15 protein-coding genes are annotated in these 17,045 nt (G+C 46.2%); 8 read left to right on the forward strand and 7 right to left on the reverse strand.

What is annotated here, in order from left to right:
• Positions 1 to 100: 100 nt before the first annotated feature.
• The 6 genes from NIAKO_RS03340 to NIAKO_RS03365 all read right to left on the reverse strand — a co-directional run bounded on the left by NIAKO_RS03340 (position 101) and on the right by NIAKO_RS03365 (position 7,464).
• A complete protein-coding gene (locus tag NIAKO_RS03340; protein ID WP_014216983.1) occupies positions 101 to 1,810 on the reverse strand; it encodes a thiol-activated cytolysin family protein in 1,710 nt (569 codons plus the stop codon).
• A 32-nt stretch (positions 1,811 to 1,842) separates the two neighbouring features.
• On the reverse strand, positions 1,843 to 2,622 hold the full coding sequence (locus NIAKO_RS03345) for a TapB family protein (protein ID WP_014216984.1): 780 nt from the start codon (positions 2,620 to 2,622) through the stop codon (positions 1,843 to 1,845).
• A 43-nt stretch (positions 2,623 to 2,665) separates the two neighbouring features.
• Positions 2,666 to 3,124, reverse strand: a complete 459-nt coding sequence (locus NIAKO_RS03350) for a hypothetical protein (protein ID WP_014216985.1) — start codon at positions 3,122 to 3,124, stop codon at positions 2,666 to 2,668.
• 10 nt (positions 3,125 to 3,134) lie between these two features.
• Positions 3,135 to 4,253 carry an OmpA family protein gene (locus NIAKO_RS03355; RefSeq protein WP_014216986.1) on the reverse strand — a complete coding sequence of 373 codons (1,119 nt, stop codon included), beginning with the start codon at positions 4,251 to 4,253 and terminating at the stop codon, positions 3,135 to 3,137.
• A 320-nt stretch (positions 4,254 to 4,573) separates the two neighbouring features.
• Positions 4,574 to 5,209 carry a response regulator gene (locus NIAKO_RS03360; protein ID WP_014216987.1) on the reverse strand — a complete coding sequence of 212 codons (636 nt, stop codon included), beginning with the start codon at positions 5,207 to 5,209 and terminating at the stop codon, positions 4,574 to 4,576.
• A gap of 41 nt (positions 5,210 to 5,250) precedes the next feature.
• The gene (locus tag NIAKO_RS03365) at positions 5,251 to 7,464 is read right to left on the reverse strand and encodes an ATP-binding protein (protein WP_014216988.1); all 2,214 of its coding nucleotides are present in this window, start codon (positions 7,462 to 7,464) and stop codon (positions 5,251 to 5,253) included.
• Positions 7,465 to 7,728: 264 nt separating this feature from the next.
• Here NIAKO_RS03365 and NIAKO_RS03375 point away from each other — a divergent pair, with 264 nt between their 5' ends.
• The 5 genes from NIAKO_RS03375 (at position 7,729) to NIAKO_RS03395 (ending at position 13,021) form a co-directional block, all read left to right on the forward strand.
• On the forward strand, positions 7,729 to 8,616 hold the full coding sequence (locus tag NIAKO_RS03375) for a hypothetical protein (RefSeq protein WP_014216990.1): 888 nt from the start codon (positions 7,729 to 7,731) through the stop codon (positions 8,614 to 8,616).
• A 166-nt stretch (positions 8,617 to 8,782) separates the two neighbouring features.
• Entirely contained in the window at positions 8,783 to 10,102 is a 1,320-nt protein-coding gene (locus tag NIAKO_RS03380) for an ATP-binding protein (RefSeq protein ID WP_014216991.1), read from the forward strand.
• Position 10,103: 1 nt separating this feature from the next.
• Positions 10,104 to 11,354, forward strand: coding sequence for a tetratricopeptide repeat protein (locus tag NIAKO_RS03385; RefSeq protein ID WP_014216992.1), 1,251 nt, complete (start codon positions 10,104 to 10,106; stop codon positions 11,352 to 11,354).
• Positions 11,355 to 11,375: 21 nt separating this feature from the next.
• A complete protein-coding gene (locus NIAKO_RS03390) occupies positions 11,376 to 11,942 on the forward strand; it encodes a Crp/Fnr family transcriptional regulator (protein ID WP_014216993.1) in 567 nt (188 codons plus the stop codon).
• Between the two features lie 80 nt (positions 11,943 to 12,022).
• Positions 12,023 to 13,021: an aldo/keto reductase gene (locus tag NIAKO_RS03395; RefSeq protein ID WP_014216994.1), complete on the forward strand. Its 999-nt coding sequence runs from the start codon at positions 12,023 to 12,025 to the stop codon at positions 13,019 to 13,021.
• Between the two features lies 1 nt (position 13,022).
• Here NIAKO_RS03395 and NIAKO_RS03400 read toward each other — a convergent pair whose 3' ends face one another.
• Positions 13,023 to 14,225, reverse strand: coding sequence for a DUF2252 domain-containing protein (locus tag NIAKO_RS03400; protein WP_014216995.1), 1,203 nt, complete (start codon positions 14,223 to 14,225; stop codon positions 13,023 to 13,025).
• A 103-nt stretch (positions 14,226 to 14,328) separates the two neighbouring features.
• On the opposite strand from NIAKO_RS03400, the gene NIAKO_RS03405 reads away from it, so the two are divergent.
• From NIAKO_RS03405 to NIAKO_RS03415, 3 genes are all read left to right on the forward strand, one after another.
• Positions 14,329 to 14,580, forward strand: a complete 252-nt coding sequence (locus tag NIAKO_RS03405; RefSeq protein WP_014216996.1) for a hypothetical protein — start codon at positions 14,329 to 14,331, stop codon at positions 14,578 to 14,580.
• Between the two features lie 123 nt (positions 14,581 to 14,703).
• A complete protein-coding gene (locus tag NIAKO_RS03410) occupies positions 14,704 to 15,342 on the forward strand; it encodes a 3-keto-disaccharide hydrolase (protein WP_014216997.1) in 639 nt (212 codons plus the stop codon).
• A gap of 122 nt (positions 15,343 to 15,464) precedes the next feature.
• Positions 15,465 to 17,030 carry a glycoside hydrolase family 10-like protein gene (locus tag NIAKO_RS03415; RefSeq protein WP_014216998.1) on the forward strand — a complete coding sequence of 522 codons (1,566 nt, stop codon included), beginning with the start codon at positions 15,465 to 15,467 and terminating at the stop codon, positions 17,028 to 17,030.
• Positions 17,031 to 17,045 lie beyond the last annotated feature (15 nt).

The raw sequence follows: 17,045 nt of genomic DNA on the forward strand, positions 1-17,045 counted from the left end.
ATTAAATAATATGTGTTTTGCGGTCAGTAAAGAACAGACCCTCCCACAATCCGGACCGGGATCGGGGAGGGCCTTTTCTTTTGCACCGGGCACGTACCTTTTATTGGTTGGTTATCGTAAACAATGCATAAAAGCAATGCACGCGGTCGGTATTGGAACACCAGCGGCCGGCCATAAAAGTTCCATATTTGTAATCGTTGGGTCTGCTTGCCAACATATCTGAACCAACAAATACTTCATTCAGCATTTTGTCAACGGTTTCTACCCGGTTCATACCATGAAAACCCAATGCAGCCAGGTCATTGTCCTTATGGTTGGTATTGATATTACATTTGAACCGGAACAATAACCTGTTTTCAGTGGCCAGCAGGGGATTGATGGTAAGGCTGCGGGTGCCATTGGGAATATTCTTTATTTCCGGACGCAGGGTATTACCAGCCCTGATGTCGGCATAATTGATCACGGTGCGGTTGGGGGCATTGCCCTTATAATCCCACAGGGTTGAGTTGTACAACATTCTTATGGGTTGTTTCTGTGGATTGGTTTCCCATACCTCCACGCCTACAGTGCCCCAGGCATAGCTGCAATCGCCGCCATGAATATCCTCGATGGCCACGTTGTGCAACTGGATCTTAATACCCGTAGCAGGGGTACATTGTCTTTCTGTGTAGGTGGTAGTGCTGCGGGTAGCGCAGGTGGCATTATCATTCAGGTACTTCAGTTCGTAGCTGATGGCAACCGGCGCCACATTGGGATCGAGGCGTAACCCATTTTGTACATAGTCATCAAACGACTGCAGCTGGCTGGGCGAAGTAAGGCTGATGGTATTGGCCGCATCGCCGCCAAAGAAGAAACCGCTGATTTGCATGTTGGCGATGGTGCGTTGATAATTCAACCGCGCATTCGCCGATACCGAAACAGAGCCGGAGCTATACGTAAAGTCCAGTGCGGCCTGTATAGCCTCCCGGCTTGAATCGGATGAGATCAAGATGTAGCCCAGCCGGCCATAATTCACCTTGTTTACATAAACAAGATTGGGGTATGACGCGTTGTTGGCTGCCAGTACTCTTCCGTCGGCCCGGTTAAGCATAACAGAAAAGTATACTTGTGTAAGCTTGGCGATAAATACGTTTTTATTGGATGACTTCAGGTAGTTGAAGCTGGCGTTCAGATCGGCCCCGTAACCGGTAAAGCCGGCGCCAATTTCAAAAGCCAGTTGTTCGGATGAGTTCATTGATTTTACTTCTACTGAAATCCGGCTTGCATTTTTTACATTCCCGCCTTTGCGCATCAGGTTGCCGATGCCATCGTTCACCCCGCCCAGGTTAGGTTGTACATTTTCAATAGAGCTGCCGCTGAATGCTGCCGAATACAGATCGGTAGTAATGTCATATGGTGTCAGTTGCAGGTTGGTAGGCGCATTATAGGTGCCATCTATAAATGCGTTGTCGTAATAAATAGCCCCGGGGTAGATCTTGTCGTTCTGATTACCCAGCACGATCTTGGTATAATCACCTTTTTCTTCACTCACCACTTCGGTGGTGCAATACCGTCCATTTGCGTCGGGAGCAGAGGCCGATGTAGCGGAAGAAACGGTTTTTTTAGCGCTGGTAGTACCGCGTTGCATACGGAAGCTGGGGTTGGTGGCATTGGCCGGTACAATATATTTGATGGCCGTACTGCCTTTTATGAGAAAGGGAACGGTGCCTTTCAGTTTTATAGGGGTAAAGTTTCTAATGGGCGCTATTTGCGCTGTAAGGGCGCTGGTGATAAGCTGAACCAGGCAAATCAGTAATAGTATTTTTTTCATTTTGAGATTTGTTTACAGGTTAATGTTGTTGATTATCTTTTTACAGAGATGATCTCCGTTCTTGATACAAGCTTTGCGTTTTGGAACAATTCAAATTTTACAATGCCAAAGTCGGGTGAGAACCAGGTAATGCCGGTCGACTTCATTTGATTGGTCATGGTTTGCATCATCTGTTTGGCCTTATCGCTCATGCCAGGAAAATCTACTTCCACATCAACCTGGTTGCTGATCTTGTAACAATCCCAGCTGCCGGCAGGAGTGGTTACTTTTTCCTTCCCGTCTACCTTGCGTTCTTTATAGCGATATTTCATGTTGGTCTTTTTGCCCTTCCTTTCAAAGCTCATGGTGCCAGTGGCATCGGGCAGGGTTTGTCCGGCAGATACCGCAATGGGGTATTCAACCATCGATGCTTCAATAGTGGCATTGGGGTCCTGGGCGTGGGCGCGCAGCATGCTGGCCATGTCGAAATAAATGGTTTTACCATCGCATTTATAACTGTACTTCATGTTGCTTACATGATTGTTTGCGCGGGTGGTATCGCTGGCTTCGGCATAGGCTACCGTCATGCCGCCTTCATTTTTAACGGAGACTATTTTTGTAAACTGACAGCTGATTTCTTTTCCGGCGCCATCGTAACTTTTGGTAATTATTTCGGCGCCGGGTTCAAAGAAGATGAGTTTGTTGCAGGCTGCGGGGCCTGCATCGGGTTTATCTTCTGTAATGGCTGCCGTCAATTGTTTACCGGGTTTATTGGTAGACGCAGTATTATTACAGGCCGTCCAAAGAACGGCGATCAATAACAGGTGTCTCATTACTTTTTTTTTAGTGTGAAAGGTGGTTTTATACAAAAGGTTGTCAGAGTGATATGGTTTCAAAACTGCCTGCTGTTATTTTTAGTTTGTTCCCGTTCCGGTCCTGTAACTGACCTTCAAAGGTTCCGTTCAATAACAAAAAGGCACCCTGTTGCTTTGCTTCCCGTATGGTTATTTTTAAATAATCACCAGCCTGTTGGGGAAAGTAACTTTTATGGTTAATGGAGAATTCAGCTTTGCCGCCCCGGGTGTCTATTGAAAAAACACCAGGCCCTTTTACGCCGGTCCATTCAATCCCTATCACCATTTCGTTATTGGCCCCGTTGATGCAGGCAAGGGAAGTTTGTTTTACCGCATAGCCCCGCGCATGGGTGGAGTCGGCGGTATATAACTGTCCGTTTGCCTGGAAGCGGAGTGCACCTTTTGATCCCGGATCGCCTTTCCGGCTACTCATTATAACAGGGATCAATAGTAGCAACAGTAAGTGCTGGTAGTTTTTCATCTGATGTAGCTTAGAGCTTCACGAACTGGGTCAGAAATCCTTTGAGCTTTTGTCCGGTCTGGCCGGTTTGCATGGCGTTTGCCTTTGCCATTATTTTATTGCTTACGCCGGTAACAATGCGGTCGACATTTAACTGGAATTTCTGCACCAGGTACGACTTCATTTGTTCAACTTTCTGTTTAACCAAAGCATCAGCGGCTGTACCGGTTGCCATATTGCTTACATCGGTTGTGCCGGTTGTACCAGTTGTACCGGTTGATTGTACAAACCCTGCCGGTTGCTGGTCCTGCCCGTTGATCTGGATGTTCAGGCTGGGATCAGCCTGCATGGCCTTGCCCAATGTATCCAGCACGGGATAGGATTGTTGCGTCATTACATTGGTTTGCGGATTGAAGCTGATATCGCTGGTAACTGCCGAGCCCTGTTCAAACAGCTGTTTGATGAGTAAGCGCCTGGCATCGGCTTCACCGGCTGCAATGCGGATGTTGCTGATATAAATCGCATCTGGCGGCGCCGGAACGGATTCGCCACCGGCTATAAAGAAATTGTTGCGGTATTCAGGCAGCACCAGCTTGGGCATATCCACCACTTTGGTATCGTCGAGATAAACGCGCAGGCGGGTCTTGTTAACTGAGATGCTTACGTGCAATACCCTGTCGATATAACCGGCCAGGCTGAAGTCGCTTTTGCTACTGAGGTCCTGCACATCTTTGGTAACAACCAGGTCGGGGTAGCCGGTCATGTTTTGTAAGGTAACCGCCGTTTTTTTGTAATAGATGTTTCCGGCACTTACATCGCTGATGGTGGTAAGCCCGAACACGGCACGGCATGATTCCTTTTTTACCACCAGGTCAAACTCGATGGTGCAATCTTCCGGCAGTTTCTTTTTCAATTCAGGATTAACGGCCACATTCCCGCTTACCTTCAACCATTTTCCGGGAAGGCCATCCAGTTCCACCACCGCGCCTTCGCTGCTGGTGCTCCATTTGGCCGGGAAATCGCCCAGCGGGTCTTGTGAGAAGTTGTCTTCAAACAGCACATTCCCGCCGGGAATGAAATCTGAAGACTGGGCAAACAGGCAACCTGCTGAAGGAAGCAAGAGCAGCAGGCAGACAATTAAAGTTTTCATTTGTTATTAATTTCCCGTAAAACTAACCGGGAAGCGGGGGTGCATCAACTACATCATCATGTAGTAACGGCAGAGAAATTAAAAATGAAGAATGAGGAACAGAGAAATGAGAAAGGGAGAAATATTGAATATCGAATGTCGAATATCGAATGTTGAAGTGAGAGGCAAGTTGATAGGGTTGACAGGGTTGATAAAGTTGACATGTTGACCAGTTAACAAGTTGACGAGTTAATACGTTAACTGGTTGAGATGTTAACAGGTTGAACGATATCGCGAGGTTGCCAAACTCCCCCTCCACCGGAGGGGGCTGGGGGGAGGCTTTAGATAAGTTTATCTTTAATAGCCTTAGATACCGCTTCCGTAGCGGAGTGTACATGCAATTTATCGTAGATCTTTTTGATGTGGAAGCGAACGGTATCGATGCTGATCTTTAATTCGGAAGCGATCATTTTATAACTATACCCATTTACCAGGTATTGTAGGATGGCCATTTCTTTTTCGGTGAGATTGCTTTTTTCCTGGTCGGTTGTTTTGGCGGGAGGCACCATCAGCAATACTTTCCTGGCAACAGAACCGGTCATGGGCGCGCCACCGGTGAGCGCCATGCGGATGGCGGAAGGTATTTCTTCGGTGGCATAACGTTTCAGGATATAGCCGGAGGCTCCGGCGCAAATAGCATTGAAGATATTTTCATTGTCATCAAAAACGGTGAGCATGATCACCGGCAGTTTATCATTGATTGCGCTGATGCGCCGCATGGCTTCCACGCCATTCACTACCGGCATATCTATGTCCATCAGCACCACATCGGGTTGCAGTTCCCTGATGTCCGTTTCAACGGTCTCTGCGTTCGGCATAGCCGCCACCAGGTCAAACCCCTGTTCTTCGGTGATCAGGGCTTCCATGCTGTGACGCAACGCTTCATTATCATCGTATAACAATACCTTAATAGCCATAAATAAAAATAGGGTGTGTTTGGACAGGCAGGCCTACATGATCATGTAGTAGGAATGCGTAAGATAATGGCAGTACCTTTTCCCGGTTTTGAAAAAATGGTCAGCCACCCTTTCAGGGAGTCTGCCCTGGCCTGCATATTTTTCAACCCGCTGCTGGAGGTTTGTTGCTCCATATCGAAACCACGGCCATCATCAACCACCTGCAATTGAAGATCGGTATCTATTTTTTCCAGCTTTACCTGTACCTGCGTGGCGTTGGCATACTTGGCAATATTATTCACGGCCTCCCTGAATACCAGTAACAGTTCGCGCCGCTGGTTCATGTCGAGCGCTTTGTCCAGCACTTTTTCATCGATATTAATAACAGTGTGCACATTCTTTGATTCCAGCGTTTGCGCTACGTACTCCCGCATCCTGATCACGATGTTCTCCAGCTTATCGTTCTCGGGTTTTACCGCCCAAACAATATCACTGATGCCCTGTTGTGCTGCGGCCGATTGCTCGGTTATCTTTTGCAGAAAGGCCGATGTTCTGGCCTGGTCTTTTTGCAGGTTCTTTTCCGAAACTTCCGACAATATCTTAATACTGGTAAGGGTAGAACCGATCTCATCGTGCAGGTCTTTCGCAATATTGTTACGAACGTCCAGCAGGGCTTCCTGTTCCCTGATCTTTCTGCGCAGCTGGTACCGGTTAAACAGGAAGTACCCAACAAGGGCCAGCAGTAATACGCCGCCGAGGATCAGGTTGCGAATGAGGGTGGAATTGCGAAGTTGTTTTTGTTGCAGTTGTTTTTCCTTTTCTGCCAGTTGTAACTGTTGTTCATTGTTCCGGGCCAGCAGTTGTTGTTTCTCCAGCTCTTCATCCTGCTGTTTTATTTTTAGCTCCTGCAGCTCTTTGGCTTTGGACAGCAGCTCGATCTCGTTTTCTTTATGCTGGGCTTCCAGCAGGTTCCCATCCAGCAGTGCTTTTTGTTTTTCTATCTGTAATTCCTTTATCCGTTGTTCACTGGCCAGTTTCAGGATCTCATTGTCCTTCTTCTCCGTTTCGTATTCGATCTTTACTTTTTCAATATTGGCCAGGGCGCTGGCGGTGGCAATGGAATCGCGGTAGGAGGTATAGATCTTGAAATACCGGTACGCCGTTTCAAAATTCTTATGGGCAAAGTAAAAATTACTCATCTTTTCATAGGCGTTCCCGATGTTTTCCTTATTCCCCATTTGATTGGAAAGCGCTAAGCCCTTCTCGTAGTATGCCATAGCGCCGGCAGAATCATTGGTGGCATTGGCCAGGTTACCCGCTGAAACGTACAGCCTCGACAACATGGGTTTATTATCGGTTTCCTCAAAAAGGGCAATCGATTTATTCTGCCATTCCAGTGAGCGCGCATAGTCTTTCACCTTTATATAATAGGTGGACATACCCGAGTAGGCGCTTGCCTTTAGTTTTATATTGTTGATCTTTTCGGCATACACTACCGCCCGCTTCAGGTGGTCGAGGGCCAATGCAAAAGAATCTTTGAGAATGTACAGTTGTCCGATGTTGATGTGAGGAATGATCAGCGCCTGGAGATTGTTTTGCTTTTCGCGGTAGAAGATACTTTTCTTTTGAAAGTCTATGGCTTCATCAGTACGGCTCATTAAATAATACACGGATGAGATATTACTATAGGTTTCGCCAAGCCCGGCATTGTCATCATACTTTTCGTACAACCGCAATGCTTTCAGGAACCAGTTCATGGCCTGGTTATTTTTACTGAGCGACAGGTACACCGAAGCCATATTGCTGTATACTTCGGCAGTCTTTAATGATTGTTCCTTTTCCAGCCCCATATCCAGCACTGCCTGAAAGTTTTCGGCTGCTTCGCCGTTCTTACCCTGATCGAGCAGGTAAAGTCCTGTTCTGTTCTTTGAATTAATGAGGAGGAAGGTATCTTTTAGTTGCAGGGCAACAGGCAGGATCAATGAATCATATTTTTTAACTGCAGCCATTTTCCCATTCGCTACCATGATCTCGGCTATTTGATCATTGGCTGTGGCGGAGAATAATTTTAAATTGTTCTTTTCGGATACCCGCAGTACTTCATTGCATTTGCTGATGGCTGAATCAGTATTCCCCTTTTTATAAAGCAGTGCCGCTTCGTTCAGCGAGCGTCTGATGGTTACCGTATCTACCGGGGGTGTTTTCTTCTGGCAAAAAGCGGGGTGATAAAAAAGGAGTGCTGGTAGTAACAGAAGGGTTTTAACAGTGCGCTTCATATGATGATATATGATTATGCTTATGGAAATTAGCATTAATTTATGAGTTGGTATAAAGAAGTTACCCCCAGTAAAGGTGTTTGGGGAGTGCGTGGCTATTTTATATATCCGTTTTTTCCTGCATCTTTATGGCAACCAAATAACCCCATGCACAATGCCGGTATCAATATCATTGGTTGGCTAGTTTGTTATGCACTCCTGTTTTTTGTGATTTCGGTCTTTACCTTGTCTTCAACCAAATTAATCTGTTAACCCCTTTATTATATGAAGAAACACATTGCCTTTTTATTGTTTGTTACCCTTTTTGCCGGCCCTGGATTACAAGCCCAAACCGGTAATGTGTTACTGCCCCCGGTAAAACCCGTGAAGGCTGATAACAAAAGCCCGGTAATTGAGATTGTCATTGATCCAGAATCATTTCAGGAGTTGGCTCCATACAAAGGGATGAAATTCCAGATAGATATAAATAAAACACCTTTAAATCCCAGAGACAGTTTTGAAGAGTGGAATAACCTGGAGTTGATAAGAGCGGGAGCCAAAGGTAATTATATAGCAAAATTCTCAAACGCCAAAAGAACGACTACCTACGCAGTAAAACCAGTGTTTGAAGGTGAAGATTACGATAAAGCATTACAGACCTTTGAAAGGGAGGATGCGGCCTATAAACAGCGGGTAGCAGAAAAAGCGCGTATGGCAAAAGCAGACCGGGCACAATATGTAAAAGACTCCATACAAGACCGGCAAATAGAGAAGGAGCGTGTAAAGAAAAGCATGGCAGATTGGAATTCATCCCTGAGGGTGTTTCAGATTGATGGCTTTGGCGTTTTGAATAACGACAAAGCGAAAGCACTTAATCTCCATTATATAATTGCAACCTTTAAAACGGAGGCCGGGGAACCCATCAATTCCTACTTGGCAGTGTATATCCGGGGTGTTAAAGGATGTATCTCTACCCATGAGGATCACTTTAGCGTAAAACCGGGAGCCGACAACATGATCCTCGGTCATTACAATGGTAAATTCGCCTACGTATCATTTGAAGAATTCAGAAAACTCAACATCACTGCCGATACAAAAGCACAGACTTTTATTATGAAGGTGGTTTCCGAAAAGGATAATAATATTGAATACATCAAAAGTTTAATGAAGTAGTAACCTGAAAATAAAACCAGCCTGCAAAGAGGTAGTGATAGATATCTGGTAAATCCCCTGAATATTACACCGTAAAACACCAATCGTAACCGGCTATTTTGTATATTTCGCCCGTTTTAACGTTCCATTAATATACATTTACGGTGATTGTAATACAAATTGCAGCATGAACGAGAATACTATTGAAAGTTTGCGGGAAGCGTTGCGGCATTCGCCCAACAATAACCCGCTGAGGTTGTTGCTGGCCGATACCTTGCTGGGACTGAACCGGCTGGAAGAAGCAGAAGCAGAGTACACCCAGATCCTGAAATCATCACGTCGCGATACAAAAGCCACCATTGGGCTGGCAAAGGTTTTCTATAAAAAGGGGAATTTTTCCGCCTGTAATGTGATCCTGGAAGAATTTATTGAAAGCGGGCACCAGGACGTAGAGGCGCTTACCTGGTATGCTAAAGGATTGCTAAAAGAAAATTCCATTGCCCGCGCTATTGAAACCTATAAAAAAGTATTGTCCATCGATCCCAATTTCTTCGATGAGGAACTGGACAGTCATTTACGGGTAAAGGGCGGCCGCCCCGAGCCGGCAGATGCAGAAGAAGAAGAGGCTTATGACAGCCGCTTTTTGCAAAAACCGGCCATCAATTTCAGTGATGTGGGCGGCATGGATGCCGTGAAAAAAGAGATAGAGCTGAAGATCATAAAGCCATTGATGCATCCTGAGCTGTATAAAGCTTATGGCAAAAAGATCGGTGGTGGTATTTTATTATATGGCCCGCCCGGATGTGGAAAGACCTTCCTGGCAAAAGCTACGGCCGGACAGGTAAATGCCAAATTCATCAGTGTAGGGCTGAACGATATTCTTGACATGTGGATCGGTAACAGTGAAAAAAACCTGCATGAGATCTTTGAACTGGCCCGGTACAATACGCCCTGTATTTTATTCATTGACGAAATTGATGCCCTGGGCGCCAGCAGAAGCGATATGAAACAATCTGCCGGCCGCCATCTCATCAACCAGTTTTTGCAGGAGCTGGACGGCATCGATACCAGCAACGAAGGAATGTTGATTATTGGCGCTACCAATACCCCCTGGAACCTGGATCCTGCCTTCAGAAGACCCGGCCGTTTCGACCGCATTGTGTTTGTGCCGCCGCCAGACGAAACAACCCGGGAATCGATCTTACAGTTGAAACTTAAAAATAAACCAACCGATTCCATCGACTATGGGCAATTGGCCAAAAAGACCGAGCACTATTCCGGCGCCGATATTGATGCCATCATTGACATAGCCATAGAATTAAAACTGGAATCATCTTTCACCGACGGTATTCCCAAGCCTATTGAAACAAAGGACCTGCTGAACGCCGTTAAAAAACATAAAGCAAGTACCCAGGAATGGTTCATGACCGCAAAGAACTTTGCCATGTTTGCCAATGATTCAGGTTTATATGATGATATCCTATCCTATTTAAAATTAAAAAAGTGACATGACGGAGCACAGTCTATCGAAGGTTGGTATTCTTATTCAACAAAGAAAGTACGACGCAGCAGAAAAGATCCTGAGACAACTACTGGCGCAGGAGCCCACCAATATACAATACCTGGCGTTATTGTCGGAACTGAACCTGGCGCAGGACAAGATAGAAGAATCGGCCAGTATTATTGAGGATGCTATTGGCCTGGCGCCTGATACTGCGCATTTGTTCTTTATTAAATCGCGCATCGATATTCAGAAAGATAAATATGACGATGGGGAGAAAAGCATTCAACAGGCGATTTCCCTCGATCCCTATACGGCAGACTATTTTGCCTGGTTCGCGAATATAAAACTGGCGCGCAAGCAATATGAGGAATCGTTACGCCTGGCCAATAAGGCATTGGAAATTGATCCGGAAGACCTGCTGGCGCTGAACGTAAGAAGCACGGTATTAATAAAGCTGAACCGAAAGGAAGAATCGTTTGCCACTATTGAGGGGGCCTTGAGAAATGATCCCAATAACGCCTATACCCATGCCAATTACGGCTGGGGTTTGCTGGAAAAAGGCGATCATAAAAAAGCATTGAAGCACTTTAAGGAAGCTCTGAAGAACGATCCCAATTTTGAATATGCGCAACGAGGCATGATAGAAGCCCTCAAGGCAAGCAATCCGGTATACCGGGCGTTCCTGAAATATTCATTCTGGATGGGTAATATGGCCGCAAAATACCAATGGGGTATTCTGCTGGGACTTTGGCTGGGCAACCAGGCATTGAACAAACTGGCCGAGGTCAATCCGGGATTACAGCCATTTCTTTTTCCAATTATAATACTGCTTTGCATTTTTGCTTTTTCAACCTGGGTTATGAAACCCATCAGCAATTTGTTTCTGCGGTTTAACCCTTACGGCAAATTCCTGTTGAACAAACAGGAAAAAATGAGCTCCAATTTTGTAGCCGTAGCCCTGGTTGTTTTACTGGCGGGGTTGGCCATGTATATATCTTCTGCCCAGGAAAAATATCTGGTAGTGGCAGCCTATGGTTTTGCAATGATGGTTTTTTGCGGGATGATGTTTTTCCCGTCAAAGTACAACTCCATCATGCTCTATACCATTGCCATGGCCCTGCTGGGGTTGGTTGCCATTTGGATGGCCTTTACCAATAATCCCGCAACCGGCGAAGTGTTGAACTGGTTTATAGCCGGGTTTATTATCTTTCAGTTTGCGGTAAACTTCCTGGCGATAAGAAGGAACAACAGATAATGATCCAATAAGTGTAGTATTATGAGTAACGTGTTACGGCAGCAAATTGAGGAGTATGTATCGTTGACCGATGAAGAGTTTGCATTGGTGTTGTCGCACTTTACTCCTAAAAAATTGAAAAAGCACCAGATCATCATCAGGGAAGGGGAGTATGTGCACAACGACTACTTTATACTCAGCGGGCTGATGAAAGTTTGTCATATAGACTCCGAAGGAAAAGAGCACATCATTCAATTCGGTATGGAGCATTGCTGGATCACCGACCCGCAGGCCTATCACAATGAAACAACGGCCACGCTGCAGGTAGACTGCCTGGAAGATTGTGATACCTTGTTTATTACTTTACACAACCGCGAAAAGCTTTGTCGGGAATTGCAGAAAATGGACCACTTCTTCAGAAAGCAAACAACCGCTAATTATATTGCGATGCAACGCCGCATCTTATGTTTGATCAGCTCTTCCGTTAAAGAACAGTATGAACACCTGCTCGCCAATTATCCCGGTCTTGTTCAACGGGTTCCCAAATCTTTGATCGCTTCTTTCCTGGGCGTTAGCCGCGAAACGCTGAGCCGCCTGGCCAGCGCGTGATAATTGTCACATCAGATTAGTGATAAATGTCCTTTCTCCCCGGCCGTCCTGTTTTGAATTTTGTGATAAATAAACAAAACATGGAATACAGAAATTTAGGCAGGTCGGGATTGAAAGTACCGGTATTGAGTTTGGGCACCGCTACCTTTGGCGGCACCAATGAGTTTTTTCAACGCTGGGGCGAAACAGATATACAAGAGGCAACGCGCCTGGTGGATATTGGTCTTGAACACGGAATGAACTTCTTTGATACCGCAAATGTGTACTCGCAAGGCACCTCCGAAGAAATTTTAGGCGCCGCCATAAAAGGCCGTCGCGATCAGGTGCTCCTCGCTACCAAGGCGTCCTTTAATATGAGTGAAAGGCCCAACGACAAAGGTTCTTCCCGTTATCATCTTATTAAAGCTGCGGAAGATAGTCTGAAACGGTTGGGAACCGATTATATTGACGTATACTTTATGCATGCTTTTGATGCGGAAACCCCCGTTGAGGAAACACTGCGCACGTTAGATCACCTGGTTACCAGTGGAAAAGTAAGATACATTGGCGCCTCCAATTTCACGGCCTGGCAGTTGATGAAATCACTGGCCGTTTCAGAACGGAATAACCTGGAGAAATACGTGATCTACCAGGGCTATTATTCCCTTATTGGGCGCGATTATGAACAGGAATTAATGCCCATGCTGCAAGACCAGGGCCTGGGCCTGATGGTTTGGAGTCCCCTGGGTTGGGGCCGTTTAACCGGTAAGATGAGAAGAAATAATCCGTTACCAGAAGGGCGCATAAAGGCAGGTGGATTGGTAAAAGCGCCGCCTGTGACAGATGAGCATTTGTATAATGTAATAGATGTGCTGCAGCAGGTAGCAGGGGAAGCAGGTAAATCAGTTTCCCAGGTTGCTATCAACTGGTTGCTGCATAATCCTACTGTTTCGAATGTTGTAATTGGCGCCCGCAATGAAAAACAATTGCTGGAAAACCTCGGTGCAACCGGTTGGAGCTTATCTCCCGAATATATTTTGCAATTGGATGCCGTGAGTGGGCAGGTTCCTATTTACCCGCACTGGGTAGGTAAACGCTAAACTATTTCCCAAAATAACCCGCGTTATAAGCCGCCAGGTATTGGTTATAATCGGCTTTTACCTGGTCGGCATACTGTCTGGCGAATTCCAGGATAGGAGTGATCCAGGCTTCCTCACGGGCAAAGGCCATCAGTTCATCTGCATTGGCCGAACCCTGCCGGCCCGAGCTTCTTAGCTGGGCCGAAGCCGTAAGCAGGGCCATATTTTCCAGCACATCCGCCATATCATCGAACCTGTTTTCCAGGGTAGCGAAATTTATTTTATCGGCGGTGGGTTGCAATTCCTTTATCACATACGATTCATCGTTGAAAAGCACCGGCCGCAATAGTGCCGGGGAAATATTTTGCATCCGTTCCTGCACCGCCACCACCCGGGCCGCCTCCGATTGCCAGGTTGGCTGTTGATTGGGAAAATGCGATTGCAGGCAGGAAGGTTGCGCCTGTTTCATATCCAGCAACACGTATTTCCGTTCGCCGTGTAACCGTTCCAGTAAAAAGCCATAACGTTTAACACCCAGACTGCCGGTTCCGGCTATTCGAAAACCGGCATCTATAACATGGAAGCGGTGATGGTGGATATTCACCATCCAGCCATCTACGAAATCAGCCAGTTTTTTGGTAAGTGCTGTATCATTAATAGGGAACAGGCGTTTGTGATCGAACAGCAGGCCAATGCCGCCGTTCTTCCTGACGGTGCGTTCCCTTATCAGGTCTTTTTGTTTGCGTTCCGCTACTTTAAGCAGGAACGACTTTACAATGCCTTTGGCGGTTTGCGGTTCAATGTACCGCGACCGGCCCTTACTCAACACCAGAGAATAGGACTTCAGGAACAGCAGCGCCATGTTTTTGGCTTCCGGGGCGCCCACGCTCATCGTGTTCAACCCTACAAAAATACTGGTCGCCATCCGGGCCAGCTCCCAGGTGGCGGGCGCCAGGGTAGCCTCGTCAAAATCGTTCAGATCGAAGTATACCAACCGGTTATCTCCCTTGTAACTCCCAAAATTCTCCAGGTGCAGGTCGCCGCAAACCCAGGTCAGCGGCAGAGCTGGCAGGGTATTGGCACTGGCAAGGTCTTCATAAAACAGATGGGCGGTGCCCCGGTAAAAGTAAAACGGGTCTTTGGCCATGGCCTGGTACTTCAGGCCTGTATAAAATGGCAGGCGATTACTGTTAAAGTTTTGTATACGTTCGGCTATTGATTGCAAGGTATTTTTTTAATAGGAAGTTAATGCAAATTTTGGTTGTTCAATTGGATTTATATTTGATAGATAACATTTGGTCGCTTTCACATTTAAAAACTAAAGAATCATGAAAAAAGTCGTTTTTGTTGTTTGCTTTTTGCTGGCCTGCGTAGGAATGAACTTTGCTCAAACAGCTCCTAAAAAAGAAGCTGCTAAAAAGGAACAAACCGCTCCTGCCAAAAAAGAGGCAGCTCCTACAAAGAAAGATGGCACGCCCGACATGCGCTATAAGCAAAATAAGGCCGCTGCCGATACAACCAAGCACATGAAGAAAAATGGTACGCCAGACAAGCGGTATAAAGAGAATAAGAAAGGATAAATGACTTGCAGGTTACAGGTTGCAGGTTTCAGGGAAACGAGCTTTTATGGCTATATCCTGAAACTTGCAACCTGTAACATTTTTTGGGTTTGCTAAACACCTACCTTCACGGAAAACATCACAATGAGCAAACTAACATATAGCCTCACAATTGCCTGTTGTCTTCTGACCTTCGTCGGCTCTGCACAAAAGCAGTCAAAAGGATGGATCTCCCTGTTTGATGGCAAATCGCTTACCGACTGGAAAGTAGGGGAGAATGCCGGTACTTTTACGGTTGACAGTGGCATGATCATCGCACACGGAAATACGGCCCACCTCTTTTATAATGGAAATGTAGCGAACCACGATTTTAAGAATTTCGATTTCAAAGCTGAAGTAATGACCAGGCCCGGCTCCAACTCCGGTATTTATTTTCATACTGCCTACCAGGAATCAGGCTGGCCTTCGAAAGGCTATGAAGTGCAGGTAAATAACACCCATACCGATTGGCGCAGAACCGGAGGCCTGTATGCTGTTCAGGATGTGAAAGAACAATTGGTAAAGGATAATGTATGGTTCACTGAGGAGATCATTGTGCAGGGAAAGAAAGTGACCATAAAAGTAAATGGTAAAACCTCCGTTGAATATACCGAGCCTGATAATGTACAACGCCCCAACGATATGAAGGGACGGGTACTCAGCAACGGCACCTTTGCATTACAGGGCCATGACCCCAACAGTAAAGTTTATTTTAAGAACATCCAGGTAAAAATATTAGACTAAAGGTACAAGGCTCAAGAATCAAGGCACAAGAGTCAAGGCTTAAGGTACAGGCGTTTGCTTGCATCTTGAGCCTTGTGTTTTTCTTGTGCCTTGTTTCTTGTACCTTGTATTCTTTTTTGACTATGTTTAAAAAATTCACCCTATTGGCAGCCGGCTATCTGATGATAGTTCTGGTAAGTGCATGTTCATCATCAAAAAAAGCCACTAAAGCTGCTGATACCGCGCAACAACCGGCAACGCAACCGACATCCCAACAATCCCAGCCGCAGGCATCCCAAACATCATCCCAACCATCCCAAAAATCCCAGTTCCAGACTGAATTCCGGGCCGCCTGGGTAGCTACGGTGTCAAACATCAACTGGCCCAGTAAACGTGGATTAAGCACCGAAGAGCAACAACGGGAAGCCATTCAATTACTCGATTTTTTACAAGCACATAATTTCAATGCCGTGATCTTCCAGGTAAGGCCCCAGGCAGATGCTTTGTATCAAAGTAACCTGGAGCCCTGGTCGTATTTCCTTACCGGCAAACAAGGGAAAGCGCCGGAACCTTTTTACGATCCCCTGCAATTCTGGATAGAGGCGGCGCATGACCGTGGGCTGGAACTGCATGTTTGGTTGAATCCCTATCGCGCGCATTCCCCTGCCGGTGGTGAAGTAACCAGTACTTCGCTGGTGAAGAAGAAACCGGAGCTGGTGGTGAAGCTGAAAGACGGTCACTGGTGGTTCGATCCTTCCAGGAAAGGTACCCAGGAACATGCAACCGCAGTAGTAATGGACATTGTAAAACGCTATGATATAGATGGTGTGCATTTCGATGATTATTTTTATCCCTATCCTTCCTATAACGGCAATGCCGATTTCCCCGATAGCGGCAGTTATAAAGAATATGTTGACAAAGGCGGCCAGCTTAGCCTGGGCGACTGGCGCCGCAACAGCGTGAATGTTTTTATTGAGAATTTATATAAAAGCATCAAGGCCGAAAAGCCTTATGTAAAGTTTGGGCTCAGTCCGTTTGGCACCTGGCGCCCCGGTTATCCTTCCATTGTGGAAGGGTTCGATCAGTACAATCAATTGTATGCTGACGCGCGCTTATGGTTGAACGAAGGCTGGGTAGATTATTTTACGCCACAATTGTACTGGAAGATCAACAGCCCCACAGTAAGCTATCCGGTATTATTAGGCTGGTGGGCCGGTGAAAATAAAAAAGACCGGCATTTATGGCCCGGCATGAATGTAGGCCGTGATACCACGCAGGCCAATGCTACCGAGGTTATGAACCAGATCATGATCACGCGTGGCATGTTGCCAAAAAGCAGTGGTGAAGTGCATTGGAGCATTAGCTCGCTCACAAAAGATTCCAGCCTGGCAAAGGCCATTGTGGAAGGCCCTTACAAAAAACAGGCGCTGGTGCCCGCCACTCCCTGGCTGGATGCCACCCCGCCTGATTCACCACAGGTAACTTCTTCTATAGAAGGCGACTCACTAAAAATCAGCTGGACACACCCCAATGAACCCGATGTGTTTCATTATGTAGTGTATTACCAGTATGCCGGCAAATGGAATTACACCATCCTCAACAGACACGATAGAATGTTTACGCTGGCAAAAAGTAAGTTAACGGGAGTTGGAGTAACTGCAGTTGACCGTGTAGGTAACGAGAGCCAGTTGGTAAGTTTAAAGTTTTAAGTTCAAAGTTTTAAG

It is taken from the genome of Niastella koreensis GR20-10, assembly GCF_000246855.1.
GTDB lineage: Bacteria > Bacteroidota > Bacteroidia > Chitinophagales > Chitinophagaceae > Niastella > Niastella koreensis.

Bases quoted from the DNA above. Each gene is read 5' to 3' on its own strand.
- NIAKO_RS03365 (WP_014216988.1), bottom strand. From the start codon at position 7,464: ATGAAGCGCACTGTTAAAACCCTTCTGTTACTACCAGCACTCCTTTTT.
- NIAKO_RS03380 (WP_014216991.1), top strand. From the start codon at position 8,783: ATGAACGAGAATACTATTGAAAGTTTGCGGGAAGCGTTGCGGCATTCG.
- NIAKO_RS03395 (WP_014216994.1), top strand. From the start codon at position 12,023: ATGGAATACAGAAATTTAGGCAGGTCGGGATTGAAAGTACCGGTATTG.
- NIAKO_RS03410 (WP_014216997.1), top strand. From the start codon at position 14,704: ATGAGCAAACTAACATATAGCCTCACAATTGCCTGTTGTCTTCTGACC.
- NIAKO_RS03340 (WP_014216983.1), bottom strand. From the start codon at position 1,810: ATGAAAAAAATACTATTACTGATTTGCCTGGTTCAGCTTATCACCAGC.
- NIAKO_RS03415 (WP_014216998.1), top strand. From the start codon at position 15,465: ATGTTTAAAAAATTCACCCTATTGGCAGCCGGCTATCTGATGATAGTT.
- NIAKO_RS03345 (WP_014216984.1), bottom strand. From the start codon at position 2,622: ATGAGACACCTGTTATTGATCGCCGTTCTTTGGACGGCCTGTAATAAT.
- NIAKO_RS03385 (WP_014216992.1), top strand. From the start codon at position 10,104: ATGACGGAGCACAGTCTATCGAAGGTTGGTATTCTTATTCAACAAAGA.
- NIAKO_RS03360 (WP_014216987.1), bottom strand. From the start codon at position 5,209: ATGGCTATTAAGGTATTGTTATACGATGATAATGAAGCGTTGCGTCAC.
- NIAKO_RS03375 (WP_014216990.1), top strand. From the start codon at position 7,729: ATGAAGAAACACATTGCCTTTTTATTGTTTGTTACCCTTTTTGCCGGC.
- NIAKO_RS03390 (WP_014216993.1), top strand. From the start codon at position 11,376: ATGAGTAACGTGTTACGGCAGCAAATTGAGGAGTATGTATCGTTGACC.
- NIAKO_RS03405 (WP_014216996.1), top strand. From the start codon at position 14,329: ATGAAAAAAGTCGTTTTTGTTGTTTGCTTTTTGCTGGCCTGCGTAGGA.
- NIAKO_RS03355 (WP_014216986.1), bottom strand. From the start codon at position 4,253: ATGAAAACTTTAATTGTCTGCCTGCTGCTCTTGCTTCCTTCAGCAGGT.
- NIAKO_RS03350 (WP_014216985.1), bottom strand. From the start codon at position 3,124: ATGAAAAACTACCAGCACTTACTGTTGCTACTATTGATCCCTGTTATA.